Source organism: Rubripirellula reticaptiva, assembly GCF_007860175.1.
Taxonomy (GTDB): Bacteria; Planctomycetota; Planctomycetia; order Pirellulales; family Pirellulaceae; genus Rubripirellula; species Rubripirellula reticaptiva.
The window spans coordinates 990,911-1,016,770 of sequence record NZ_SJPX01000003.1; the positions used below are offsets into that span (position 1 = coordinate 990,911).

Annotated in this window: 18 protein-coding genes, 1 tRNA gene and 1 pseudogene; 9 read left to right on the forward strand and 11 right to left on the reverse strand. The window is 55.2% G+C overall.

Annotated elements, in window-relative coordinates; all coding sequences use genetic code 11:
• Positions 1-270: 270 nt before the first annotated feature.
• Positions 271-1,473: pseudogene (locus Poly59_RS16360) on the forward strand (IS4 family transposase); the annotation flags it as partial.
• A 447-nt stretch (positions 1,474-1,920) separates the two neighbouring features.
• Positions 1,921-2,082, forward strand: a complete 162-nt coding sequence (locus Poly59_RS29600; protein WP_186776309.1) for a hypothetical protein — start codon at positions 1,921-1,923, stop codon at positions 2,080-2,082.
• A gap of 172 nt (positions 2,083-2,254) precedes the next feature.
• Here Poly59_RS29600 and Poly59_RS16365 read toward each other — a convergent pair.
• Positions 2,255-2,327 (reverse strand) — tRNA-Lys (locus Poly59_RS16365).
• A gap of 79 nt (positions 2,328-2,406) precedes the next feature.
• On the reverse strand, positions 2,407-4,314 hold the full coding sequence (locus Poly59_RS16370) for a DUF3352 domain-containing protein (protein WP_146535137.1): 1,908 nt from the start codon (positions 4,312-4,314) through the stop codon (positions 2,407-2,409).
• Positions 4,315-4,332: 18 nt separating this feature from the next.
• Between Poly59_RS16370 and Poly59_RS16375 the strand changes: the two genes are divergently transcribed.
• Complete coding sequence (locus Poly59_RS16375; RefSeq protein ID WP_186776310.1) at positions 4,333-5,193, forward strand: BON domain-containing protein; 861 nt, start codon at positions 4,333-4,335, stop codon at positions 5,191-5,193.
• Positions 5,194-5,255: 62 nt separating this feature from the next.
• Here the strand turns inward: Poly59_RS16375 and Poly59_RS16380 are convergent, their stop codons facing one another.
• The 3 genes from Poly59_RS16380 to Poly59_RS16390 all read right to left on the reverse strand — a co-directional run bounded on the left by Poly59_RS16380 (position 5,256) and on the right by Poly59_RS16390 (position 9,361).
• Positions 5,256-6,536 (reverse strand): polysaccharide biosynthesis/export family protein, encoded by a 1,281-nt coding sequence (locus Poly59_RS16380; protein WP_246151701.1) that lies wholly within the window; start codon positions 6,534-6,536, stop codon positions 5,256-5,258.
• Between the two features lie 86 nt (positions 6,537-6,622).
• Positions 6,623-7,984, reverse strand: a complete 1,362-nt coding sequence (locus Poly59_RS16385; RefSeq protein ID WP_146535139.1) for a hypothetical protein — start codon at positions 7,982-7,984, stop codon at positions 6,623-6,625.
• 255 nt (positions 7,985-8,239) lie between these two features.
• On the reverse strand, positions 8,240-9,361 hold the full coding sequence (locus Poly59_RS16390; RefSeq protein WP_146535140.1) for an EAL domain-containing protein: 1,122 nt from the start codon (positions 9,359-9,361) through the stop codon (positions 8,240-8,242).
• A gap of 506 nt (positions 9,362-9,867) precedes the next feature.
• On the opposite strand from Poly59_RS16390, the gene Poly59_RS16395 reads away from it, so the two are divergent.
• Both Poly59_RS16395 and Poly59_RS16400 read left to right on the forward strand, forming a co-directional pair.
• A complete protein-coding gene (locus Poly59_RS16395) occupies positions 9,868-11,193 on the forward strand; it encodes an ATP-binding protein (RefSeq protein WP_146535141.1) in 1,326 nt (441 codons plus the stop codon).
• 5 nt (positions 11,194-11,198) lie between these two features.
• A complete protein-coding gene (locus tag Poly59_RS16400; protein ID WP_146535142.1) occupies positions 11,199-14,300 on the forward strand; it encodes a protein kinase domain-containing protein in 3,102 nt (1,033 codons plus the stop codon).
• A 44-nt stretch (positions 14,301-14,344) separates the two neighbouring features.
• Here Poly59_RS16400 and Poly59_RS16405 read toward each other — a convergent pair whose 3' ends face one another.
• The 3 genes from Poly59_RS16405 to Poly59_RS16410 all read right to left on the reverse strand — a co-directional run bounded on the left by Poly59_RS16405 (position 14,345) and on the right by Poly59_RS16410 (position 17,815).
• On the reverse strand, positions 14,345-16,426 hold the full coding sequence (locus Poly59_RS16405; protein ID WP_246151702.1) for a YgiQ family radical SAM protein: 2,082 nt from the start codon (positions 16,424-16,426) through the stop codon (positions 14,345-14,347).
• A gap of 142 nt (positions 16,427-16,568) precedes the next feature.
• Positions 16,569-16,691, reverse strand: coding sequence for a hypothetical protein (locus tag Poly59_RS30420; RefSeq protein WP_261343499.1), 123 nt, complete (start codon positions 16,689-16,691; stop codon positions 16,569-16,571).
• Between the two features lie 5 nt (positions 16,692-16,696).
• On the reverse strand, positions 16,697-17,815 hold the full coding sequence (locus Poly59_RS16410; protein ID WP_146535143.1) for a hypothetical protein: 1,119 nt from the start codon (positions 17,813-17,815) through the stop codon (positions 16,697-16,699).
• Positions 17,816-17,900: 85 nt separating this feature from the next.
• On the opposite strand from Poly59_RS16410, the gene Poly59_RS16415 reads away from it, so the two are divergent.
• Entirely contained in the window at positions 17,901-19,520 is a 1,620-nt protein-coding gene (locus Poly59_RS16415) for a PrsW family glutamic-type intramembrane protease (protein ID WP_146535144.1), read from the forward strand.
• A 34-nt stretch (positions 19,521-19,554) separates the two neighbouring features.
• The gene (locus Poly59_RS16420; protein WP_146535145.1) at positions 19,555-20,289 is read left to right on the forward strand and encodes a DUF2293 domain-containing protein; all 735 of its coding nucleotides are present in this window, start codon (positions 19,555-19,557) and stop codon (positions 20,287-20,289) included.
• On the opposite strand, the gene Poly59_RS16425 is transcribed toward Poly59_RS16420, so the two are convergent.
• The 3 genes from Poly59_RS16425 to Poly59_RS16435 form a co-directional block, all read right to left on the reverse strand.
• Positions 20,261-21,085, reverse strand: coding sequence for a ParA family protein (locus tag Poly59_RS16425; protein ID WP_146535146.1), 825 nt, complete (start codon positions 21,083-21,085; stop codon positions 20,261-20,263). The genes Poly59_RS16420 and Poly59_RS16425 overlap by 29 nt on opposite strands.
• A gap of 66 nt (positions 21,086-21,151) precedes the next feature.
• Positions 21,152-21,412, reverse strand: a complete 261-nt coding sequence (locus tag Poly59_RS16430) for a hypothetical protein (RefSeq protein ID WP_146535147.1) — start codon at positions 21,410-21,412, stop codon at positions 21,152-21,154.
• Between the two features lie 290 nt (positions 21,413-21,702).
• Entirely contained in the window at positions 21,703-22,263 is a 561-nt protein-coding gene (locus Poly59_RS16435; RefSeq protein WP_146535148.1) for a dual specificity protein phosphatase family protein, read from the reverse strand.
• A 170-nt stretch (positions 22,264-22,433) separates the two neighbouring features.
• On the opposite strand from Poly59_RS16435, the gene Poly59_RS16440 reads away from it, so the two are divergent.
• Entirely contained in the window at positions 22,434-24,989 is a 2,556-nt protein-coding gene (locus Poly59_RS16440; protein WP_186776311.1) for a tetratricopeptide repeat protein, read from the forward strand.
• The gene (locus Poly59_RS16445; RefSeq protein WP_146535150.1) at positions 24,986-25,840 is read left to right on the forward strand and encodes a DUF4159 domain-containing protein; all 855 of its coding nucleotides are present in this window, start codon (positions 24,986-24,988) and stop codon (positions 25,838-25,840) included. Before Poly59_RS16440 ends, Poly59_RS16445 begins: the two co-directional genes overlap by 4 nt.
• The last annotated feature ends 20 nt before the right edge of the window (positions 25,841-25,860 follow it).

The following is a 25,860-nucleotide window of genomic DNA, read 5'->3' on the forward strand; positions in this document are numbered from 1 at the left end:
GGGCCCCAACCCGACGCGTGAGGCGTGTTGAAGGTAAAAAAAAACGACCCGAAACCAGCGAGTGACGAAAAGGGGAAGGGGGCAATAGTGTTCGGCACGAGATTTGCGCAGTGAATCTTGGCTCGTTTTGGCGCGCCAGTTTGGCACGTGTTCGATCAGATAAGACTATCACTTCAAATCCCTATGACCTCCCCGCCCCGACGTCGAAGCAAGCCTTCCGTCAAGGTCGATCCTGGTGCTGCACCGGCAAAGCCGCCGGACTTACCATCGCTGCAGGGAATGAAATACTTCGCGATGCTGCGACCGCTCCTCCAACGCTTGCACGATCACCAAACCGGGCGAGACAAAGCTGCCAATCGGACGCTGTTCTACGACCAGTACTGCATGCTGGTGATGCTGTATGTACTTAACCCCACCGTGTCGTCACTGCGGGCCCTGGCACAGGCCAGTGAACTGACCAAAGTCCAAGACAAACTGGGCAATCGAAAAGCCACCACCGGCTCGCTTTCCGAAGCTTCCGGTCTGTTCGATTCCAAAGAGCTATTGCCGATCATCGGGTCGCTCGCCGCCCAGGCACAACAGGGCACCATCGATCCCAAGATTGCCGAGTTCGCTCAGCAGCTCATCGCCGTGGACGGTTCGGTGGTCTCTGCGATGCCGTCGTTGATCACCGCCTCGGTGCTAAAACAAACCACCGGCAGCGGGATCGTTCAGTGGCGACTGCACACGCATTTCGAGGTTGCCACCGGAACTCCCCGAAGCGTTACCGTGACACCCAGCTGTGGCGGGGAAGATGGCGAGAAAGCGGTGATGGGACGATCCATCGAGTCCGACAAGCTGTACGTAATGGACCGCGGCTATGCCAAGTTTCGGTTGTTCAATGCGATCGTCAAACAACAAAGCAGCTATGTGTGTCGGCTTCGCGACAATTCGGTATATGACATCCTTGAGGATCGTCCGCTAACCCAGGGCGACCATCACGCCGGTGTCACTAGCGACCAAATCGTCCAGTTGGGCAAGACCAGCAAGAAGGCTGACCGCCCGGATCATTCCATTCGCTTGGTATGCGTGCGATGCACGCCGCACAAGAACCGCCGCGGCGGGAAGAAGATGGGCTCCACCGCCCCGGACAGCGACGGTGTGCTGCGGATCGCGACGAACTTGATGAACGTTCCGGCGGAGATCATCGCGTTGATTTACTTGCACCGCTGGACGATCGAGATCTTCTTTCGGTTCTACAAGCAGATGATGGGCGGCTCGCATCTGATCAGCCAAAGCCGCAATGGGATCGAGATCCAGGTTTACTGCAGCATCTTCGCTTGTTTGCTGATGAACCTCTGGACCGGAGGCAACCGGATCAGCAAGCGAACCTTTGAGATGATCCACTACTACTTCATCGGACTGGCGAGCGAGGCGGAGCTAATCTCACACATCGAAAAGGTGAAAGCGGCGGCCAAAGCGGCGGCTGAAAAAACGAGTCCTAGCTTCACGGGGAGTCTTCCACACAAGTCGGTCCGGGGGTTGATGCTGCGCCAATCGCGGTCGGTAGCAGAACTGGATCGCGGCGCAAACGCCGTCGCCGACTAGATACGGGCAGATGACACTCAAAGAGGGCAACCTCCCAAACGTTGTGCCGAACACTATTGCCCCCTTCCCCTTTTCTTTGCCTTTGCTCCGCTGGCGGTTGGCATTCGCGTTGGCGCGATACGGTAGTTTCCGGGGCTGCGATTTGCTAACGGTCACTTGGTCCGACGTGCTTTGGGACGAGGGTAGGATCCGCAACGACTCGCCAAAGAGCGGATAGCGTAAAAGGCCCCTCTTTTCTGAGCTGCTACCGCTACTTGACGCATCATTCGACGCGGAGTCGGAAGGGTTCGATGTCTGCCACGTTTCGTCGTAAACGCGAATCTTGGCACGCAGATGAACCGCATTATCGAGCGTGCAGGGCTAACGCCGTGGGAGAAAACATTCCAGAACCTTCGGGCATCACGGCGAACAGAGCTCGATGAGCGGTACCCCAGCCATGTTGCGGATGCTTGGATGGGGCACGACTGTGCCATGGCGAAGAAACACTATTCGTAAGTTACGCCCGTGCACTGGGAGATGGGCACGACTTTGATGATCTCAAACGACACCGCGATGGATGGCGGTGTCATCCATGCTCATCCACGGGATTTTACGCCAATCAGCCAACAAAAAAACACCGTGAATCAGGCCACTGATGAGCCTGGATTACGGTGTTTTAGCACTGAAGTACCCCCACAAGGACTCGAACCTTGGACCCAGGGATTAAGAGTCCCTTGCTCTACCAACTGAGCTATGGAGGCGTGGTTGCTCTGACGTTTCCGTCTTTGCTGGAAGAGAGTTTAACAATTTCTCGCGGCAGGGCAACTCGGGTTTCTCGGTTTATTCCTCGGCTTTTAGCGTGAACGATCCGAGGTGCATTCCGGAGGCTTCGTCGTAGGCGAATGTGCCGCTTGGAGCGAAGAATTTCTCGAACTTCTCGAACGGTGGCAGCTCATTTCGTTCCAACATGCCGACGACTTTTGTCGCTAGCGGATTCTTCTCGCCCTGTTTCTTCAGGAACTTCCGCGTGTCGGGTGACTGGGCCAATCCGTAGAGCTGGCGAATGTATTCCGAGCTTCTTAGAAACGAAACCATGAACGGCTTTTCACCGTCAAGTTTTCCGCCAAGTTCGCTGGCCACGAGTTCAAATTCAGGAACCGAGACTAATTGATTCAGCGACCCAGAAGACGCCATCGATGCTCGTTCCAAGAATTCCCGGCTATCGCTGATCAGCAACCAATTGCCGAGCACGGTGAAGCAGGGTTCCGGTTTGCGCAGTCCCTGAGGCATGTTGCCGCCGCGGCCAGTCTTGATCAGGTAGATCACGTTGCCGCCTACTGTTGCAACTTCGATTCGCCCGGGCATGCGGTCACGAATCTTGGCGATCACGGATTTTGCTTTGACTGGGTCTTTGACCTCGAGTCCGTGCAACTGGACCTGGCTGTTGAGTTTGATTGGTGGCTGGACCCATCGACACGACACGTATCGTCCGGTCACTTGGTCAAGAACGTCCTCTTCCAGTTCGAGTCCGAGGCGAGTTTTTAAGGGCTCGGCCACAAAGCGCCCAAGTGGATCGGGACCTTGGAACTTTTCTAACACCTTTCCGAGATTCTTGTATGTCGTTGGGAAATCCCATTGGACCGACGTGTAGCTGGTCACGTCCGATGGCACCCAATCCGGCGGTGTGGTTTCAACAGTTTCGGGTCGTAAGACGCCAAAGAAACCGTCGCGTGGCGTGTCAATCAGGATGTGCAAATGACTGATCTCTTCGAACACTTCGCCGCCGCGAAAGGAACTGCCACCGAGCCCACGGATTTTGGCGATACCGAGCTCTTCGACGATTGGCCAAACGAATGCTGCCGCGCCGCCTCGTTTGATCAGACGTTCAACGATGTGGTAGGGATCGACAAAGAATGTCAGTTGCGGCCGAGTTGATTCGGCGCCGATTGACCGAGACATCACAGACGTAAAATCTGTTCGTTCGGCGAGTGTGGCTTCGTCGCTCTTGCCGATCCAGTGATCGAGTGCCGTGGATGCGGTTCCGTGTCCGATGCCCAACACCAATGTTTTTTCGCGAAAGAAGTACTCGATTTCGGGACGCCCTTCACGTGGCGGCATCAAACGGATCAGATCGGTTCCGTCGACCTTGGAAACACGCCGGACGTATCCCGATTGTGTCGCGCCCGATTCGAGCTTTTCGATAGCGGCCATCAGGTCATCGACTTGTTTGCCCGCGTCGACAATGAACATGCCGGCGAACGAGTTTTGTTGCCGAGCCTTGCGTGCGATGCGGCGGCGGATCGCGTCGGGCGACTCGTCATCGGCATCGTCTTGAACCTTGGCCTCTTCGGCGTCGGATAGATTTCCTGGCAGGGCCGCGATTGCGACTTGGCCGCTTGGAATTGCCAGTAATTCGTCTAGTGTCAAGCCAACTCGTTGGCCCACCCGTTCAAACAATTCAGCAAGCGTTTGGTAGATGTCGCCGGCCAAAGGGCGAAGCGAAGGATCGGCAAGCATCTTGCCGACTGCCGAGCCGGAAAAGTCATCACGCATTTGATCGACGTTGTCCAGCCGAATGTACGCCAGCGTGTCGTGGGGCAACATTCGCGGTGCGCCGGGAACGGTTGATTCCGGAGCGTCGGTTTTTCGACTCGAGGCGTCTTGAGCATGCACGGGGGCGACGATTGCAAGCGAGATCGCAAACAGAGCGGCTAACCCGAATTGCGAACGTCGGAAACGATGTGGCATGGAAAAGAAACTCCGAAAATGGAAAGACTGGACGAAGAGCATGCTGCGGACGGTGAAAGGGCCTGTTTGATTAGCTTAGCCGAAACAACCGCTTCATTGCTTTCATTCGACACAATCGGATACATCTTGGCATCCGGATCAAATTTCGCGAACGTTCGTCACAGCCGTTCACTTTCAGCGGAACGAAACTCGTCCATTGCGGTTAAGATGGGTGATCCGATCCCCTTAAATGCTCGCGTGGAGTTTCAGGCGCTTATGTTTCGTTCAAAGACAAGTTTCGTTGCCATCTTGGCTCTAGCAACGGTCTCGATTTCCATTGGTTCCACATCCGCGCAAGGCCAAAATACGGGCACCGGAACGAATGCGGCGGGTGCCGGCGGTGTTACGACTCCTGGTGGAATGGGCAGCCTGGATGTGTCGACGGCTTTCTCAGCCATCGAGCGTGGTACGGCTGTTGGATCGACCGGAAATACTGGAGCCGGGTTTAGCTCGTTAAGTGTCGCGGCACCTAACAGCGGCGCAGGCGGCGGTCGTACGACTGGCGGCGGAGGCTTTGGCGGACTTGGCGGATTCGGTGGATTGTTTGGGAACACTTCCGCGGCGAATCAGAATGTGAAACCGGTCATTCGCACACGTTTGCGATCAGCCGTTGAAGTCCCTGCAAGGACGAACAGCTATGTCCAGCAAACGGCTAGCCAAACGATGCGTTCCGTTCCAAGCCGCGCCGGCCTTAACGGCGTTGGCGTCTATGTCGAAAACGGCACCGCAGTTGTAACGGGGGTTGTCCGAAGCGAACGTGACCGTCGAATGAGCGAACTGATGATGCGGTTGGAACCTGGTGTTCACCGAGTTGAAAATCGTGTGGTCGTTTCACCCTAAGTTACAGCGACACTTGCCGCTTTTGCAGTTGGGCTTTGAGGGTTCGCGTCCCTCGGAATGGACTACAGATCGTTGAGTCCGTTGAACTGTACCGGGAAGATTCGGTACAGGCCGTCCGTGAAGATCTGTTGTGCCCAGTTATTGAACCGAGTGATCGGTTTGTTGGGCACGATGATGACATCACCATCGCGTAGCCAGATTTCATCGGCGGGAGTTGGTCGTTTACCTAACATCGCGCCTTGCAGATCCAGTACGGTCGAGATCAGACGCCAATCTTCGGCCCGCCGGAACACGACGACTTGTCGTAGGTTGCCACCGATTTGGTGGCCACCGGCTGACGCGATCGCGCCAAGTACGGTCGTCGGTGCGTCCAACTGAATTCGACCGGGCTGGTTGACTTGTCCAAGCACGTGAACTTGGTGCGGTGCTTGCTGGGTTAGGATCGGTTCGGTGTCGATACCAACGACGATCTCTTTGTACCGCAAATTGATTTCGCGTTTTAGCTGATTCAGCGAAAATCCTTGCACACAGACTTCGCCGATACCGGGCAAACGAACCTTGCCGTCAGGTGTGACCTCGACGGTGATCGATTGCTGATTAAAACCGCTCTGTCCACCGACTGCGTTGCGAATATCTTCGGCAAGTGTGTTTGTCTTGACAGGGGTCACATCGATCGAAGGCTGCTTGACGAACTTCGAGTACTCTTCGTCAAGGATTTCTCGCAGTTGCGCGACCGTCAATCCAGCGGCGTGAACTTGCCCCAACATGCGAACCGTGATGGTGCCGTCGGGTTGAACCATTAGCCCAGATTCTAACGAGCCGCGGGTCAGGTCGGCGTCGGTTCCCGATTCGATCAAAACTTCGTCGCCGGGTGTCAGCTTGTATTCGCCGGTACGTTGGCGACGAGTGATTAGGTACAGCACTTGGACTTGGTCGCCAGGACGAAGACGATATTCGCTTAGGTGCGCAAACCGCGACGGTCCGGCGTAACCGCCTGGGCCGTAGGCATCGAACGGCATCGGGCGAATGTCACGCCAGCGAGCTTCGGCACCACAGTTGTCTCGGCAATCAACGCCGATCATGCATTTCTGGCAACCCCCCACACACGGATATCCACCCGGCGTGCTCTGGCATCCGCACGGGCTGGCCACGGGATTATCCGTCAGATCCATGATCCGCGTATCGGCCGAGTCCAGGACTGAAACCGTACCCTGTTGAGCCACAGCCTGAGTTGCCATCGCACACAACCCGACTGCGAACATCACGCCTGCAGAGACGCTTTTCATCTTGGTCAGGCAGCGTGCGGATTGAGTCGTTTTGACGCTGGACGGATTGAACTTCATCGAAACCTACCGAAATTTTTGAGAGAACACCAAGGTTGCTTCACCTAGTCGTTTGCGACCGCGAAACCGCGGCGGCCTATCGCTAGTTACCAAGGCTTCTTGAATTTGCCAAACAGGCGTCGCAGGGCATTGGGTTGTTGTTCACGATTGTTCTCGTCGACTTCCGTCATCGCTGGTTCGAACGGCTGCGATTGCGGCGAGTCGGTGGTGAAGGCGTGGTTCAGTTTGGCGCTAGCGAGTGACGCGGGTACGCGATTGGTCGGTGTTGCCGGAGCGCTTGCAAGTTGGCTCGGCGGCATCACTGACTTGGAAACCGATGCAAACTCGGATGGCGTCAGTTCGACGATCTCGGGTGTCTGTGCGTAACCGTTTGCTGACACCTCAGCGGCCTGATTGCCGATGTACGACTGAGTCCCAGTGCGAGCCTGGATCGACGCGAGCATTCGGGTGGCGGATTCTTCATCGCCCGACGACCGCATGACCTTCACAAGGGCTTCCGCCGTTCGCGGGTCAAAATCAATCGACATCGAATGCTCCAGGGCCCAGCGGGCTTCGCCGAGCAATCCGATGTCGGACAAATGCATCCCGAGCCGCGACGCCAGACTCGCGTTGTTGGGTTGTCCTTGCAGTGCTGCACGTCGAAGGCACAGCGCAGTTTCGCTGGGAAGTGTTTTTGCGTCGGCGCGGTCCAGGTAGACGGCCGCTAACAAATCCATCGCTTGGGCGGTGATTTGATCCTGGCCCGCGATCGTGGCGAAATGGACTCGTGCGAAATCGAGGTACTGGTCCGCCACATCACTGGGTTCTAACGGAACCAACGAGGCTGGATTGGCTGGGTCTTTTCGTGGGACGACGCTGGTTTGGTGGCTGCGAGCGATACGGTGAATCGCGTCGTCATCGACTGCTCCGTAGACTCCGGTGAAGTCTCTGGCTTCTAAGATCGCGTTCTTCCCGATTTCTAGATTCTGCCGTGCGGTAATCGCTGACGGAGAAGTCGCGACGCCTGACTCTAGTTTGGCTAAATCGATTGCTTCGGCTGCGTGTTGCAGTGCTTCCCAAGCGGATGCTTCGGCCGACATCCAGGCGTGAGCGTTGTATTCCTGAGTCGCTTGCTCGATCATCCGGCGTGCGATCTCCATCGATGCTACCGAAGTGGATGAACGTAGGTATCGTGTTTTTGCGGTGGCGACTGGCAATGCCGCTGTGGCTTGGGTTGGTCGAGACGCGGCCGGGTCTGCAACAGTCGGCGTTGCTGGTGCTGGGTTACTCGGCGAGGATACTGCCGGCATACGAATCGCGGGCATGCGAATGGTTTTCGGCTTTTGATCGTCGGCGTGTGCCGCCGTCGCGGTAGCAGAAACCATCAAGAGAGCCGACAACCATTGTCGCCGAATGTCGCACTTAGCAGTGTGAGTCGAGATTCGGCGTTGATTGCGTATGTTTGGCATGGTCTCGGTCCCTAGTCGTAAAGCGTCAGCACGTTGAAGACGTGCATCCATCCCTACAGATCGGACCAACCAACCAAATATCACTGCTAAACTTAACCGCGAGCATCGTTGCATCTGTACGGCGACGAACAATCCCGCAGAACCGTCAAAGTCGATGGGGCCGCGACCTGTCTGGCCGGATTGACGCCGCGACGAAGTTGAAGAATTTGGGCGGATTTGCTAAAGATTGCCGGTGCGTTCGCGTGGTGCGATGGCCTAGGCGGGCGTTGGGCGGCCAAAGAAGAAACCTTGAGCCAATTCGAAGCCGATTTCTTTGCAAACTTCGGCTTCTTCCGCGGTTTCGATGCCTTCGGCGAGTGCAACGATGTCCAGATCGCGGACCATCGTGACTAAAGTTTCAAGCATTCGTCGACGCTGTTCATTGGCGCGGTCGATTGCCCGAACCAACGAAATATCAAACTTAACAAAGTTGGGACGAGCTTCGATCAATTCTGCCAATCGTGCTTGGCCGGATCCAAAATCGTCGTATGCAAGTCGAATGTTTAGATCTCGCAGTGCGGAACTGAGTGTCTGCATCAGCTTTGGATTCGTCACGGCGGATTCGTGAATTTCCAGCACCAGGTCGGTGCCGCCAGTCATGTCACGTAGGTTGATCAGCGATTTGATCAGTCCGTCGCCGTCTTCCATTTCACGCGGGTGAGTGTTGACGAACAGAGTCGGACGTTCGGGAAGATCGCGACCGACGCGGATTCCTTCCCATCGAAGCAATTGGCTGAGTTCGACTTCGAGGTTCAGTTGTTCAGCGGCTTGGAACATCGCGCCGACCGATTCTAATCCGAACACGCTGCCGCGTCCCAGGATCTCGAAACCAATCGCTTGACTGTCTTTCATGTCCACGATGGCTTGGAAGTGAGGTTTGACAAGCCGCTCGCTCATCAAACGATCAAACTGAACAAGTGCGAGTGCTTGATCGCAAACGTTTTCTGCGTAGGTACCGTTGCTCATTCCCGTCGGCGATTGACGTCGGACGCGGAAAGGGGCTTCGGCAAAGTGAATCAAGTCTTCTTCGCTGATCGCGATCGGGGCGTTGGGGGCAAGTCGGTTTCCGTTGACGTAGGTTCCGTTGGTGCTGCCCATGTCTCGCAGCATCAAGATTCCGTTATCCACCCACATCGATGCGTGACTGCCGCTGACAGTTCGAAACTGCAGCTTTAGCGAAACGCCAGATTTACGGCCGACAACGTACGGATTTCCATCGACAGGAATGTGCATGACTCCTTCGCCCGGTTGTGTGGGGCCCGATAGGAACCAAACATCATCCGCGACAAGCGAGCTGCGACGTAGTCGTTCAATGGTGGCGAGATCGACCGAAGGCATCGAAGGTTATCCAAGATATATAAACATACGAAACAGTTGGATCAGTGGCTCAACGAGCAACTTGTACAGCAGTCGGAAAGTCCGTCTCGCGGTACCAATGCTACGGTGGCATAAGAAACCTAGGTCACTATTGCGTGCATCGCCGGCGGGTGTGCAGGTTTTCTAAACTTGCGTTGTGAGCAAAAGGAATATGGGGGCTGCCCTTCTGTTGGGCGGACAGGTTTTCGCTAACGGTAGGGCGGCTGCCAGAACCGAAAGCAACGTGACTGGTTGCTTCAATCGTTCCAAACGAATCACGCTCCCGCTCCCTTTGGAAGGATAAGGACACTCGTTTTGTTCAGCGGTTTGAGGACAAGGCAATATTTACCGACGATGCCAGTCATTCTTTCTCGAACTGTTAATTGCGAGCTACGTTTGAAGGAATTGGTTGGTTGGGGCTGTGTAGGTGCCCGTTCAACCTAGGTGCCCGTTCAATCCTTAGATTCTCACCAAACAGTACAACTGATATGACCACCCTGACTTCTGAAACGCAGTCCTTTGAACCAAGCTTGCTGGGCGGGCTACTTTCGAACGACACGTTCTGGCCCAGCCAGCCTCAGAACACTAGCGAAACTGGTCTGAGCGAATCGTTCATCGAAGCGCTCGTCATGAAAACTGTCTTGATCGGCGGTACCATCAGCGGTCGTGCGGTTTCGGATCGAACTGGGCTGACGTTCCGAGTCATCGAGCCTTTGTTGGACGTGCTGCGAACTCGCAAACTGGTTTCGCACGTTCGACCCGCTGCCTTCAACGACTACTACTATTCGCTGACCGAAGCTGGGCAGAAGCGGTCGCAAGATTACATGAAGCAGTGCAGCTATGTCGGGCCTGCGCCCGTACCGTTGCAAGACTACGTATTAAGTGTCGAAGCCCAAGCTGCCGGATTGGACCCGATCGATCGCGACCAACTTCGCGAAGCGTTAGCGGATATCTCGTACCAAGACGGATTGCTGGACGAACTAGGACCAGCCGTTAACAGCAACACGGGTATGTTCCTGTTCGGGCCTCCCGGCAACGGAAAGACCACGATTGCAAGATGCTTGACACGAGTGCTAGGTCAAGAAATCTGGATTCCTCATGCAATCATTGATGACGGAAACTTGATCAAGCTGCAAGACGATGCATTCCATCGTCCCGCGCCGGTTCCCGAAGCAAGCGGTAATATCCTGAAGGCTCAGGAATGGGATCGCCGATGGTTAAGAATCGGACGTCCGACGGTCGTCGTCGGTGGCGAACTGGTGATGGAAAACCTTGAGGTTCGTCACGATCCACGATCCAATATTTGCGAAGCACCATTGCAGATGAAGAGTAACTGCGGATGCTTGTTGATCGACGACTTCGGCCGACAACGTATTGAGCCCGAGGAACTTCTTAACCGCTGGATCGTGCCGCTGGAAAACAACTGCGACTATCTGACGTTACCGACGGGTAAGAAGATTCAGATTCCATTCGAGCAACTCATCATCTTTTCGACCAACCTAGAACCTGCTTCGTTGGTTGACGAGGCGTTCTTGCGCCGAGTTCCTTACAAGATCTTCGTCGACGATCCGACACCCGAAGAGTTCATTCAGTTGATGACTGATGTGGCAAAAAAGCTTGGCTTTCCTAACACACCGCAGGCGGCCTCGCATTTGCTGAAGTTTTACGGCGAAACCAACCGCAACCTTCGTCGTTGTCATCCGCGTGACTTGCTGACTCAAGTCGCCAACTTTTGTAAGTACCGAAAGCTTCCCTTCGCGATCAGGCCCGAGTATCTCGATCAAGCTTGCCGCAGCTACTTCAGCCAACTGTAAACATCATGCCAACGATTCAACGAAAAAAGATCTGTGCTGGATACGAGCCCGTACCCGGCTACGTTCTCGAGGAAGTGATTGGCCGCGGCGGTTTCGGCGAGGTCTGGCGGTCGTCGGCGCCGGGTGGGTTAAAGAAAGCGATCAAGTTCGTTTTCGGCAACCAAGACCAGTCGCGCGCTACCCGAGAAATGCGTTCACTTGAACGTGTGAAGGGAGTTCATCACCCCTTCCTATTGACGTTGGAACGGTTCGAAGTGATTGACGATCAATTGATCATCATCACCGAATTGGCTGATGGCTCGCTTGAAGATGTTTTCAAACGTCATCGCGACAATGGATCTTGCGGAATTCCTCGCGACGTCTTGCTTTCGCACCTACACGATACCGCGGATGGACTGGACTATCTGCACCAATCCTACCAACTGCAGCACCTGGATATTAAGCCGGGTAATCTTCTGATCATCGGCGGTCATGTCAAGGTCGCCGACTTTGGTCTGTTGAAAGACTTGCGGGACATTGATTGCAGCGTCGTTGGCGGACTGACACCCATCTACGCGCCACCCGAAGTGTTCGACGGTCGACCAAGTTTGCATAGCGATCAATATTCGCTTGCCGTCATGTTCCAAGAACTGTTGACCGGGACGCGTCCCTTCAGTGGGCGTACGATCGCGCAACTAGCGACCCAGCACGTTCACAGCGCGCCAAACCTTGAAGCCCTGCCGCCGAGCGACAGGCCGGTCATCGCACGTGCGCTTGAAAAGAACCCTAACCGACGATTCCCAAGCTGCAAAGCGTTTGTCGAAGCACTGCGGAATCACCGTGATCGATTGAGCCAAATTCAGAGTCAGTTTGTCGATGATGACGCTCACGATACCGAAGATGGAGTTGTCACGCCGGGCGCAAGTGTCGAAGATCTGCCGCAAATCGCTGAAGGTTCGTCCAACCGAAAAGGAGTGCTCGCTCAGCACGCACTTGTGATCGGGTTGGGCGGAACTGGTGCTGAATGTGTTCGCGAACTGCGTCACCGCATTGCTGAACTGCACATCGCCAGTCCGTTGCATCTGCACAGCATGGTGATTGATACGGACCTGTCAACGATCCACACGTTGCGTTTGGGCGAAGTTTCCGATCGAGTTCCCAAATGCAACAGCGTCTACACACCGCTGCGAACGGCGCACGAGTACCGCGATGCGGGGACGAACCGACTGAAATCAATTTCCCGGCGTTGGATCTATAACGTTCCACGTAGTGGGTCCACCGAAGGAATGCGACCGCTTGGTCGATTAGCCCTGGTCGATCACGGAAAGATGGTCAAAGATCGATTGATTCAATCGATCGAAGAGATGGTCGCGGAGTGCGGATCGGTTCCACCTAAAATTTACGTCGTGGGATCTCTTGCCGGTGGAACAGGCAGCGGAATGTATATCGACATCGTGCACTTGCTGCGCAGCATGTTGGATGAATCCGGACTGGAAGAAGTTCGCATATTGTCATTGCTGTCATCTGTTGGTTTTCAAATTGACCACTCCAACCCATTGGCGTTGCATGACGCGCAGGCCGCGTTGAATGAAATTGAATTCTTCATGCAGGTCGGCAACGGTTACCCGGGCGACGAAGGGGCAGGTTGGCCTAGCGTACCGGCCGCTCGAACTCCGCTGCGTGATCTATACTTGATCTGTGCATCATCCGCTGACCAATTGGCAAGTAATCCGATCGAGACCATCACGGAATACATTTGGGGTGATTCAACGGGTTGCGGCGATCTCTTAGCAGCGGCTCGTCGATACGAACAAAGTGATTCGCCGTCGATCCGCAAACCGTCGATTCGATCGGTCGGTGTGATTCCGCTCGGCGATCGTCACGGCGTCGAAACTCGCGTGCTGTCACCCGCTGTTGTCCGTGAACTGCTGACGCGTTGGTTAGGTGTGCCGTCGAAGGCTCGAAAAGCATCGCCGGATTTAGCCGATCGATTCGAGCGTCGGCTAAGTCTGTCGCTGCAACATACGATCGAGACGCTGACCGATCACCTGGACATGAAAGCGTTACCAAATCCGACCGTTGGCGGGATCGAGAAGGTTGTTGCCGACCGTGTGAAAAACGGCAATTATGATTGGGTCTCGGCCGGTTGGTTGAACAATATCTATCGTGAGATCTCGGTTTGTTTAAACGATCGCCGCGCTGATGTTTCGACTGTTTTCGAATCGTTGAAACTGCTTAATGACCGTTGTCTTGAATGGTCACGCGATGCAATGCAATCGGCACCGTCACCTGTCGGGGCGGAAGAGACCGTCGTCGCAGATGCGATCTACATTGATGCAATTGTGAAACGATTGAGTGCGCATCAGTTGGAGCAATTCGCGAGCGGTTTGACATTTTTGGAAGAACGACTCGAACGATTGGCTGCCATCCTTGCCGTCGGTGTTGTGGATACGAAAAACGAGATGGGCGACTTTAACCCGTGGGATTCCATGCCCGAGGTTGTCCGCAAGCAGTTCGATGGAGTCGTCAAGCAGTTGCATTCCGATACGGTCGGGCAATGTTTGATTCGGCCAATGAACGATCTGGGAGCGAATCTTGATTCCCGTTCGCTGATTTTTGAGTTGACCGAACTGACGGTACCGATCGTGGTTGACATGGTTGAACGTCACAGCGCCGAAGTTGCCAAGGCTCGCGTGGGAGTACTGAATGTCGAGCAGCCGGATCAAGCAACCACCAGCCTGACGAATACTGCGCCGCAATCAGCCATCAACCGGACGGCTCAGACGCACGAAGTAACGATGGCGAATCAGCCGCGTGTGGCCAGCGGTCCGATGTCAATCGACGATGCGATCGTATGTGTCAAACCCGCACTCTTATCACTAGGCGGCTTACAACGGCTGATCTTGGTGGTGGGGAGCGAAGTGGAACGAACCCAGTTGGAACCCCAGGTCCGTGCGATTCATCCAGGATCATTGACCGTTGCCGTGATTCCAAACACGGAGCCCAAGTTGATCCACGAAGCTCAAAAGATCGAACTCAAGAACGTCATGTCCAGACTGGCTGTTCTCAATGGTGCCAACGAACAAGTCACCAGTCGATTGGCAAGTCGAGTCGACGTCGCATTTTAGGCGGCATCTCGGCAGATGGTCCAGCAATGGAGGACGCCGGTTGGTTATTCCGCGCCGCCGCGTTTTGGCCGATAACCGGTGCTTTTTCGTTCGCGGCGTTCTTTGACGCTGCCTTTCTTCTTTTCCGGCTTAGCGGAACCATCTGTGCCTGGAATGGTGTGAACATAGTCACCTCGAAAACGCTTGTTGGCGTCTTCGCGGCGGCGAGCCTGAGCCTGTTTAGGCGGCTTGGACGGAATCAAACATTCGCAGCCGTCGCCAACCAAGTCCATGCGTCCGACCGATCGCAGCGCTTCGCGGACTTCGAAGTAGTTTTCGGGCTTGAAGAACTGCATTAGGGCCCGTTGCATCTTGCGTTCCTTCATCGCCTTGGCGATATAGATCGGCTGTTTCGTGAACGGGTCCAATTCGGTGTAGTACATCGTTGTCGCAACATCCAGTGGCGCAGGGATGAAGTCTTGCACAGCATCGGGTTTGTAGCCATTGCGTTTCAAAAACAGCGCTAATTCAATCATCGCTGACACATCGCTGCCGGGGTGCGAGGCGATGAAGTATGGAACGATGAACTGCTTCTTTCCCACACGTTCTGATTCTTCTTTGAAGACTTCCGTGAAGTGTTCAAAGTCATCGTTCTTGGGCTTGCGCATCTTGTTCAGCGTGCCGGCATCAACGTGCTCTGGGGCAACCTTTAGCTTGCCGCCGACGTGGTGTGCCGTTAGCTCTTTCAGGTATTCTGGGGACGTGCGAGCCAAGTCCATGCGGATACCGCTAGCGACTAGCACTTTTTTCACACCCGGCAACGCCCGTGCTTCCCGCATCAATTCGATAACGGGCGTGTGGTCGACGCCCAGCAGCTTGCAAATTTTGGGATGCACACATGATTGACGCCGGCAAACGGCTTCGACTTCCGGCTTGGTGCACTGCATGTGATACATGTTGGCCGTCGGGCCACCGATGTCGCTGACCACGCCGGTGAATGTCTTGTCTTTGGTCATTTTGGTGATCTCGGTCAGCACTGATTCTTTGCTGCGAGACTGGATGATGCGGCCTTGGTGCGCCGTGATGCTGCAGAACGTGCAACCGCCAAAACAGCCACGCATGATCGTGACTGAGTTCTTGATCATTTCGAACGCGGGAATCTTTTCGGTATAGCTAGGATGCGGTTGGCGGGTGTAGGGCAGCCCATAGATTTCGTCCATCGCATCGCTGCTGATCGGCATCTGCGGAACATTGCAAACGACGGTCTGGGTTCCATGTCGCTGGAAGATCTTCCGAGCATTGTGCGGGTTGGTTTCGTTGTGGATGATTCGCGTGGCTTCGGCGAATGCCAACTTGCTGGTGTTGACGTCGTCGAAGCTTGGGATTTCCAGCGCGTCTTCAGGAATTGTTTCGGATGCGCCTAGCAGGTAGGCGGCGCCTCGCATGTCACGTAGGTCCTTGACCGTTTCGCCGGCTTCCAGACGACGGGCGATTTCGACGATTGCGTTTTCGCCCATCCCGAATCCGACCAAGTCTGCTTTGCTGTCCATCAGGATGCTGCGTTTGACTTTGTCAGACCAATAGTCGTAGTGGGCCAGTCGCCGCAGCGATGCTTCGACGCCGCCAGCGATCACGGGGACGCCTTTGAACGCTTCGCGGGCTCGCTGGCAATACGACAAGGTCGCCCGGTCCGGACGCAGTCCAATTCGGCCGCCCGGTGAGTAAGCGTCGTCGTTACGAACCTTTTTGTTGGCGGTGTAGTGATTGATCATCGAGTCCATGTTGCCGGCACTGATGGCAAAGAACAGACGCGGACGCCCGAATTCTTTCCAAGCATCACAGCTTTTCCAATCGGGTTGGCTGATGATGCCGACGCGGTACCCGGCCGCTTCCAAAACACGGCCCAAGATCGCCATCGCGAAACTTGGGTGATCGATGTACGCATCACCGGTCACAAACACGATGTCAAGTTCGTCCCATCCTCGTTTGCGAGCTTCGGCCATCGACATCGGCAGCGGCGCGGCGGCCAATGGGCCGGTCGGAGCACGCCCGCTGGCGGTCAAGTTCGAGAGATAGTCGCGGGACATCGCCGGTGCGATGGCTGCGGCTGCGTCGACGGCGGGATCGTTGATGACAGGAAGTTGCATGAAATCGGGCATTTGAGATGATTTGAAAACGGCGGCGGCACCGTTGGCACTCATTGTAGAGCTAACAATGACCTTCGATAGCGTCAAAAACGATTGTTTTCGACTCTCGGCGTCAATCACCACGCTATCGATCGCCCAATCGCTACCTCACCGCCACGATCAACACGCCATTGAGCGACTTGACGCCGGCGTCAGCAGCGAAGAAGGTCTCGCCCGCACTTGATACCGGCAGAAAGATGGCAATCACTAGAGGTCGCTTAATCATGTGGGTTATCGTTTCGTCGGTAAACTGGACGGCTCAGAGGGATCGTTGCTAGTTTTCAGATCGCGAACTAATTCGGTCACTTTCGTCCAATCGCCGTCGACATCATTGGGCGTCAAATGCACTCCGCTGCCTTCGGGAAACTCGGCTCGCAGCAGGTGTGCGTCGACCTGAAGGACGCTGGCGTTTTCCCAACGCTGTTCCCAAACTTGGCCCGGTACGTGCCCGACAACGCCACTTCCGGTAATCCACCCCCACATTTCCGTTTGATAAGCTGACGTCGCGGCGCGGGCGTAGTCACGTCGGGCTGCGATGGCGACAAACGTTGGCGTGATGACCAAGAACCAAAACCCAAACGAGGGAAGGTTCCCGAGCAAGTACCATACAAAACAGCTTAAATACATCACCGTTTGAACGGCTCCGTAAATCTTGATTCGGCGACTTTCGGCTGCCGTCAGTGGTAGCTTTGACGGGATCAAGCACTGGAACCAGATTCCGTCGCTTGGCATCGAGTCACGTTGCACCAAGACACGCGCGATCGCCGGTTCGGTTGCCTGATTGCGATACGCGTTGACCCATGGCTTGATCGTCCGTGCCGAAAATCCGTCGATCGCGGACGCCGGAATCGCGGCGGTGAATGGATCGGCGCCTGACCAAGCGAGTCGCAATCCGTCGTTGGTGACGGCGACGTCCGTGAACGTGTCCCACGAAATTTGGTGATGCTCGTGGTAGGCTTCGCTGTGGTAGGTCAATCCATACTTATCAATCCAGCCGTCAATTGGACCAACGATTCCCGGATGTCGTTTCAACATCCGTTTGGCACGCCCTCTCGGTCCCAAGAACCAAACCACCGTGTAAAGAATCAGCGCCATGAACACGACCATCCCAATCAAGGACGCGATCAGCGCAGCGTCATTGTTTCGCATGACGATCGCGACCAGCGGCATCAGCGAAAAGAAAGCAACCGCGACCACGCAAACAACTTGCAGAACTCGCAACAGCCAAGGTGTTCCGAGCAGACGAATAAGGTCCGCCGTTTGAACATCGCCATGGATCAGAATCCGATCTGGACGCTGGCCATCGTCTATTGACGTCTCGGTTCTTGTCGGCGGTTGGTAGGGGTTCATCGTTGGCAGTCGTTGTGACACGTGGATCAGACCACTATAAGTACTTTTGCCTACCGTTCCTGCACCCGCCACCACAAAGCGATCTATGAATTGGCAAACAAGACTGAGACAAAAAGCTGACACTCCCAATTTTTTGTGGACGATGGTGGTCTCGATTTTGGGTGTCGGGTTGGTACTGGGTGCGGTCGTTCAGTGGGTGCCATACACGTTCAATGCCGATTCCGATTCGATTTACGATGCGATGGTGATGGGGTGGGAATCCGACGATGATGCGGATGGTGCTGAGCGAATTCTTTCGAGCGAGCTGCCGTTTGATTTCCGTCTTGTTGCACTAGCGCACTTGGCAAGTACGTCCTACGCGATGGAAGACGAAGCTGGCGCTAGCGAGATGAACGAGTCGGACTTAACGCAAATGATTGCGATGTTTGGTGCAGTCGATCCGGATTCGTCCGTGGATGAAGCCGAGCAGCAGATTGCCAGTCAGGTGCTGTTGAGCGCGGCAACGGGAAAGATCATGCCGTCGCTAGCGGAAATGGCGTCGGCCAATCCGCCGGTCCGCCATGCCAATCAAGCGATTGGTGCGCTGGCCGTCAGTCGCCGTTCGTTTGCGATTGCAGCGCGGCACTTCGAGACTGAAGGTCGTTTTCCGGATGCAAAAATCGCTCGCCGATTCGCCCTCGATACTTACGCCGCGGCGGACGACGACAAAGCTCTGCTGCGACTTTCACAGCAGCCGGAATACTCGTCGCTCATTTCGCCCAGCGAAACGCTGGTGATCGCCAAGGTGCACCGAGACTGGAAGGAAATGGCTCGGGTGATTCCGAAGCTGATGTGGCGTCGATTCCAAGAAGGATTCGCAACCGCGCTTGCCTTGATCGCTGGACTGGGCTGGTTCGTGCTTGCGATTCAAATGGGTCAGGCCGGCGCGACGTCAAGTGTCCGCCCCTGGTTGTGCCTGCTGGCTGTTGTGATGGGCGGGCTGAGCATTTGGGCGACGCATTTGATCGACATTTGGCAAGAGTTGGATTGGGGGATCGTGGAAAGCGACGAGACGATCGAGGGAATCAAGTTTTATGTTCTTGGCGTAGGGCTGCGTGAAGAATTTGCGAAGCTATTGCTGTTGTTGCCACTGATGCCGCCCATCGTTCGCCGCCGAAGTCCAATCGAAGCTTTGATCGTTTCCGCGTGTGTTGGTTTGGGATTTGCGATCGTCGAAAACATGGGTTACTTCGCTCGCAGCGGCGGCGCGGATTCGATGGGACGATTCCTGACGGCTAACTTCTTTCACATGTCGATGACCGGCATCATCGGGCTGTCGATTGCACGGGTATTCTGGAAACACCACGACGTCAGCCACGCGCTGTTGACTTTTTTGCTTGTGGTGCTCGCGCACGGATTCTACGACGCGACGATTGCAGTACCGGGACTGCAGACCTTTAGCATCGGCGGCACGATCATCTTCGTTCTATTGTCGTACCAGTTCTTTCACGAAGTCCGGGGAGCGTACGACCGAAGTCCGCAAACGATCAGTCTGACCGCATCGTTTCTGTTCATCGTATCGATGTTGACGGCGCTGACGTTCGTGTACGTCAGTTGGCGGTTCGGTTATTCGTCCAGCTTGTCGATGTTATCGGTAGACGTGCTCGGTCTTGGTGTGATGGTGTACATGTATCTGCGAGAAATGCCGAACTCGTTGATACGTTAGTTGCGCCCCTCCTTCTTTAAACAAGCAAACAAGAATGAGCGAACAGAGTTTGGATGTTGGTCCCGGGAAAGATGAACGGAATGTGGTGACGGCCGAAGGCAAAGTCTTGCAGGTGCCGGACGGTTGGGAATTGCTGCCTCCCGGCGACGCTGGACTGACTCGCCGCGTCAAAGCGGCGGGGCCAACGTGGACGGTCAAAGAGAAAAAGGGACGCCGCACGTTTTCGAAAGGCGTTTGGGCCGATGCGGGCACCATCGCAGCAGCAAAGTCAAAGCTTGAAGCCGAACGGTCGACCGATGCCTACGCCAAACGGCGCAAGAGCGATGTGGCGCGACGCGAAAAGAAGCAGGTCGAATATGTCGAAGACTTTTTTGGCGCTGTGGTCGATTTTTTGAAGTTTGCGCCGAACCATCGGTCACTGGCCGAACGGTTTGCCAAAGCGGTCACCGATCATGCCACACCGGTGGGCAGTGGCACCGTCGCGCGGACTCAGCGGATTCCGATCGAGCGACGTGCCGAGTCGGCCGTGATCGCTTGGATGCGGCATCAAACGACCGCTTACGATCACATGGCGATTCCGCGAGTCAAAGGCAAGCGTCGCGAAGTGCGACGCATGCTGGCCGAGGAATCGCGGCGGTTACTAACGAAGTACCGCCGCGGCGAGAGTGTGGGCGCACAAACGTGCTTGTTGCAACGAGCCTTGGATTCGCCGACAACTTCGTTACCAACGTCAAACTCGGTTAAGCCGCGGCCCGAGTCGTCAGACTAAGCCGCGATTGTTCTTGAGCAATCACTTCGTCGGCTAGCGATTGGTAGTCAGCCGCGCCATTGCTTTCGGGTGAGTACTGGAAGATCGATTGTCCGAAACTTGGTGCTTCTGCGAGGCGAATGTTGCGACGAATTCTTGTGTCAAAGAACTTTGCGCCGCGGAAAAACTCGCGACTGCACTGGCTTGCTTCAAAGAACTCTTCGATATCGTTGCTGACTTCGGCAGCGAGCCGAGTGTTCGAATCGTACATGCACAGCATGACGCCCGACAAACGCAAGTCGCTGTTGAGGCGTCGTGAAACAACTTCGATGGTACGAAGCAGTTTGCTGAGACCGTGCAGCGCCAAAAAGTGGGGTTGAAGTGGCAGGAAGACTTCACCGACGGCGACCAAAGCATTGACGGTAAGCACGCCCAAGCTTGGCGGACAATCCAGCACGATGTAGTCGAACTTTTCATCGTCGTCTTCCATCTTGTCTCGCAAGATCATTTCGCGTCCGACTTCGCCGGCCAATTCCAATTCGGCAGCAGCCAAATCTAAGTTGGCGGGTACGATCGACAACGTTTCGCTGATGTCGCGACGTGCTTGAGCAAGCGATGCCTCGCCACACAACACTTCGTACATGCTCGGTTCGCCATCGACGGCGGTGATTCCAAGGTGCAAGGACGCGTGTGCTTGCGGGTCAAGATCCATGATGCAGACCCGGCGACCGCTTGCTGCGAGAGCCGCGGCCACGTTGACGCAACTGGTCGTCTTCCCGACGCCACCTTTTTGATTGATCACGGCAATGGATCGCATGTTCATTCCTTTGATGTTGCGTTGGCAGGCAACCGTTGTTTGGCATTTGCAAAGCAAACGATGAAACTAGGCTGCTTCTCGTTGATTCATTTGGCTGTAAGCCAGCAGGACTTCGTACAGATCCGCATCGACTCGCACTGTATCGTCGGCGAAATCGCTCAACCAAGCACGATCGGCACGAGCGGCATCGAGTAATAGCGGAACCATCTTCCCCAAGGGAATGGCAACTGTTTTAGCGGCTGCCGATCCGGTCATGCGATCGATCTCACGCTCGCGGCGAGCGTTGGAAGCAGAGGCCGGAAAAATTCTAAGGGATGGTTTCGACATCAGTAGGCGGCTCGTCAAAGTCGGAAGCATTCTAGGGAAGTGTCTCAAAGACGAATAACGATTCGTCTCAACCAAACTATCGACTTTGACGGTTAGGAACATTGAACTGAATTTTCATTTTTGTCTCAAGTTTTGCGGCTTGCGGTTTCACGCGAATTGGCAGCAGCGGGCGGACGATCCGTGTTCCCTGTCTGTGCCGCCCTTGTAGCGGTCGACGTCGCGCCGCCGCGAGACCGGTATTGGCGTTGACTTCCAAATTTACTTTTGCTGCACCGCCGTTGCCTTCTGGTTCAGTCCGGGGTGGACTCGCCCTTGCTCGAAGCTGCAAGTTTCTTTCCAAACTCAATCACAACCGGGCGCTGGGTGAGGCGAGGGTTGATGTGAGCGCGGGATTTCAGCAGCGACGCCTGGGCCTCGGTGGCTGACATGCCTCGATATTTCATCAGCCAGCAAATTGCAACCGTCGCGCTTCTGGCTCGGCCGGCTTTGCAGTGGATGTAGACGATCTCACCAGCTTCGGCGTGCTTCTGAACAAACTCGACCGCTTGCTCGACGTCGGCCAATCGCGGATGCGAAAAGTCCGTCGTTGGGATTCGTAGTTGTTCGATGCCGTGCTTCAGGTACTTCACGTGCGGTCCCTCGTATTCTTCACAGGTGTTGACGACGGCACGAACTCCCGCGGCGTGCATCGATTCAACGTCTCGCGAAAATGGATAGGCGCCGACGATCACATGGGGGTCGATGTGATCCCACCAATTTCTTCGCCCCAGAATGCGTGCCAGGGCGAAATTCCAGGCAAGCGTTGGATAGAAGACGGTTCGGGCGTAAAGTCGTCGTAGCAAAGGGGTCATGCGCGGTAGCGATAAAAGTGCGAGAAACGGTGGATCGCCGGAAATCACGAAATCCCCAGCTCACCAAAACACGGGTTTTAGCCTAGCCGATTGACCGGCGATGCCGCAGCCCTCTATGCGACCCGTTAAACTATCTGGCACACACGTCTAGGTATTCGAGGACCTCCATCTTGTTAGTAAACAGATTCTGCCTGTCGTTAATCTGGTTTTGCGTTACTGCAGGGCTGGTGTTGCCCGCCAACTTGGTCGCCGCCGACTTGAACGAAGTTCGTTTGATGTTTTCGGCCGGCAAGTACGACGAAGCGGCCGCTACTGCGGCGCAGGAAGTCGAGAACGGCATCTGGAACGAACGTTGGCCACGATTGCTGATCCAGTGCCAGCTAGAAACGGGGAATTTTGCCGACGCGTTGGCGGTCTATGAAGAGGCGTCAAAACGTTACCCGACCAGTCTGACGCTACGAATGCTGGGCTTGGAAGCTTACCGTTTTACTGGGAAGACGAACGAAGCATTGCAGGCGAAAGCCCAAATCATGCGGCTGCTGGAAACTTCGCCGTCGCGATACGCCAGCCGAGATAATTTAGTCGCCGCCGGCCGCTACTTTGCAATGCGTGGTGAAGACGGACGCCAGATTTTGAAGCTGTTCTTCGATCGAGTCCGAGATGCGGATCCACAGTTCTTGGAAGCGTATTTGGCGACGGCCGAGCTAGCGCTGGAAAAGGGCGATTTTAAGGTCGCCGCTGACACGCTGGATCAAGCAGAATTGCTGGACCCGGCGGACCCTCGCATTCCGACACTTGCGGCCAAGGCATGGGCGAATTCGGATGCGACCAAAGCGACGAGCTTGTTGAACGAAGCTTTGCGGCGAAATCCTCGCTATATCCCAGCGCTGATTTTCCGTGCTGAATCGGAAATCGATGCTGAACAATACGACGCGGCGTACCAAACCATTCAAGAAGTATTGGTTGTCAACGTTCATCAGCCGCAAGCGTGGTCGTTATTGGCTGTACTTGCCCACTTGGAAGGTCGCTATGAAATCGAAGCGTTGATGCGAGCGGCTGCGCTGAGCACGTGGGACCAGAATCCGGAAGTGGACCATTTGATCGGCAAAAAGCTGTCACAGAAATACCGCTTTGCCGAAGGCGCCCAGTACCAACGTCAAGCGATCGAGGTCGATTCGGGTTTTCAAGCAGCGACGTTTCAGTTAGCGCAAGACCTTTTGCGACTTGGCCAAGACGAAACGGGTTGGATTTTGGCCGACGAGGTGTCGCGTGATGATCCTTACAACGTCGTGGCTCACAATTTGGTCACCTTGAACGACCGGATCAAAGGCTTCACGCGAATCGAATCCGACGGCATCGAAGTCCGTATGGAGGAGCGCGAGGCCAGCATTTATGGTGGCGAGGTGATGAACTTGTTGCGAGAAGCCAAGTTGGTTCTGTGCGAAAAGTACGATGTGAAACCCAACGCGACGATCGTGGTCGAGATCTTTCCGGACCAAAAGGACTTTGCCATTCGTACTTTCGGGTTGCCGGGAGGGGCAGGTTATTTGGGCGTCTGTTTCGGCCGTGTGATCACGGCTAACAGTCCCGCGTCACAGGGGCCGTCGCCGGCGAATTGGCAAAGTGTTTTGTGGCATGAATTTTGTCACGTCGTCACACTTGAAAAAACCCGCAACCGAATGCCGAGGTGGCTCAGCGAGGGCATCTCGGTCTACGAGGAGCGCACGCGAGACCCTGCGTGGGGCGAGTCGATGACGCCAAAGTATCGCGAGATGCTGTTGGGTGATGACTTGACGGCGGTCAGTGATTTGAGCGGTGCGTTCCTGAATCCGCCATCGCCAATGCACTTGCAGTTTGCCTACTACGAGTCGTCGTTGGTGGTCGAATACTTGATCGACAACTACGGTCTCGAATCGTTGTTGAAGACGCTTGATGATCTGGCCGATGGACTGTCCATCAACGACGCGTTGGCGCGGAACGTCGGGTCGGTTGAACGTCTGGACGCACAATTTGCTGAGTATGCTCGAAAAGTGGCCGATCAGTTCGCGCCCGAGGCGAGCTGGGACCAGCCGCCGCCTGAAGTCGCGTCGGACACGAAGGCGATGTTGGAATGGATCGATTCGAACCCGTCAAACTACTGGGCGATGACGGCAAAAGCGGACCGTGAAATTGCGACCAAGAGTTTTGAAGATGCAAAAATCACCTTAGAAACGATGCAAGATCTTGGCTTAGCAACAGGGAAGAGCGGCGGACTGCTAGAGAAGTTGGCGATGGTTTACCGAGAACTTGACGATGTGGCATCTGAGAAGAAAACATTAGTGCAGATCACTCAGCAAACCAGCGACTCACTTTCCTCCCTGGATCGGTTGATCCAAATTGCTCGTAGCGAGGACGACTATCAATCGATGCAGTCGTTTGGCGAGCAGTTTCTTGCGATTCAGCCACTGATCGAAACGGGGCACACCGCCGTGGTTGATGCGTCGGAAAATTTAGGAGCACACGATCGGGCGGTACAGTCATTGTCGGCACTGGCGATGATGGAACCGGTCGATCCGGCAGCGATTGATTTTCGAAAGGCTAAGTCGCTGGCTAAACTGAACCGAAAGCTTGACGCGAAACTCGCCGTCTTGAAGGCACTCGACGAGGCGCCTCGGTACCGGGATGCTCATCGGTTGCTGTTGGAATTGAATACAGACTTGGGATCGGATTCGGAGACGGCGAAATGAAACGAAGCAGATTCTTGTCCGCAATCGCGATTGGCGGGGTGGCGATCGCAACGATCGGTGCCGCGATGGCCCAGCGTGGCCGTTGGTACCGAAACGATGATATCAGTACGGATCGCCGAGGCGTGCCTCGGTGGGATGTCGACCCGAATTTTGAAAACGACGCGTTCACGTTCGCTCGTTTACGCTACGAATCCTACGGTGGATACGGTCGTGGTGGTGGCGGATGGCGTACCGATTACCCGGACAGCGATCTGAACTTTTCTTTGCGGCTTCAGCAATTGACGTCGATGAAGGTGAACCCCGATCCGGTAGTTGTTGAATTGACAGATGACAAACTGTTCGATTACCCGTTTCTGTACATGATCGAACCAGGCGCACTCGTTTTTAACGAAGCGGAAGTCGAAGCACTGCGGCGGTACTGTTACAACGGCGGTTTTCTGATGGTGGACGACTTTTGGGGCGACGACCAATACGAGAATCTTCGTCGCGAGTTGAAGCGAGTGTTCCCAGATCGTGAGGCTTCCGAAGTGCCTCTGTCACACGAGATCTTCCACTGTGTGTACGACATGAAAGAAAAGCCACAGGTACCGGCGATTGGCGCGGCCTATCGTATGGCAAACGGAGAAGTCGGAAGTTGGGAACAGTCTCGCGATGGCAGCGATACTCGAACGCCGCATTACCGCGCGATCACCGACGACGAAGATCGCATCATGGTCTTCATTTGTCACAACACGGACTTGGGTGACGGCTGGGAACGCGAAGGCGAAGACCAATGGTACTTCGACGAGTTCTCGGTCAAGAAGGCCTATCCAATGGGGATCAACATCGTGACGTACGCGATGACGCACTAAAGCGACGAGTTCGCCGATTT

Coding starts and splice junctions, on each gene's coding strand:
- Poly59_RS16390 (WP_146535140.1), bottom strand. CDS start 9,361: ATGCCTTCGGTCGATCTCGCCACCATTGAACGACTACGTCGCAGCTCG.
- Poly59_RS16405 (WP_246151702.1), bottom strand. CDS start 16,426: ATGCAACTTCCTGTCATCAACGATCCCGCCGTCGACGCAGCCGCAGCC.
- Poly59_RS16425 (WP_146535146.1), bottom strand. CDS start 21,085: ATGCGATCCATTGCCGTGATCAATCAAAAAGGTGGCGTCGGGAAGACG.
- Poly59_RS16420 (WP_146535145.1), top strand. CDS start 19,555: ATGAGCGAACAGAGTTTGGATGTTGGTCCCGGGAAAGATGAACGGAAT.
- Poly59_RS16385 (WP_146535139.1), bottom strand. CDS start 7,984: ATGCCAAACATACGCAATCAACGCCGAATCTCGACTCACACTGCTAAG.
- Poly59_RS16435 (WP_146535148.1), bottom strand. CDS start 22,263: ATGACCCCTTTGCTACGACGACTTTACGCCCGAACCGTCTTCTATCCA.
- Poly59_RS16370 (WP_146535137.1), bottom strand. CDS start 4,314: ATGCCACATCGTTTCCGACGTTCGCAATTCGGGTTAGCCGCTCTGTTT.
- Poly59_RS30420 (WP_261343499.1), bottom strand. CDS start 16,691: ATGATTAAGCGACCTCTAGTGATTGCCATCTTTCTGCCGGTATCAAGT.
- Poly59_RS29600 (WP_186776309.1), top strand. CDS start 1,921: ATGAACCGCATTATCGAGCGTGCAGGGCTAACGCCGTGGGAGAAAACA.
- Poly59_RS16430 (WP_146535147.1), bottom strand. CDS start 21,412: ATGTCGAAACCATCCCTTAGAATTTTTCCGGCCTCTGCTTCCAACGCT.
- Poly59_RS16445 (WP_146535150.1), top strand. CDS start 24,986: ATGAAACGAAGCAGATTCTTGTCCGCAATCGCGATTGGCGGGGTGGCG.
- Poly59_RS16380 (WP_246151701.1), bottom strand. CDS start 6,536: ATGAAGTTCAATCCGTCCAGCGTCAAAACGACTCAATCCGCACGCTGC.
- Poly59_RS16400 (WP_146535142.1), top strand. CDS start 11,199: ATGCCAACGATTCAACGAAAAAAGATCTGTGCTGGATACGAGCCCGTA.
- Poly59_RS16415 (WP_146535144.1), top strand. CDS start 17,901: ATGAATTGGCAAACAAGACTGAGACAAAAAGCTGACACTCCCAATTTT.
- Poly59_RS16410 (WP_146535143.1), bottom strand. CDS start 17,815: ATGAACCCCTACCAACCGCCGACAAGAACCGAGACGTCAATAGACGAT.
- Poly59_RS16375 (WP_186776310.1), top strand. CDS start 4,333: ATGGAAAGACTGGACGAAGAGCATGCTGCGGACGGTGAAAGGGCCTGT.
- Poly59_RS16395 (WP_146535141.1), top strand. CDS start 9,868: ATGACCACCCTGACTTCTGAAACGCAGTCCTTTGAACCAAGCTTGCTG.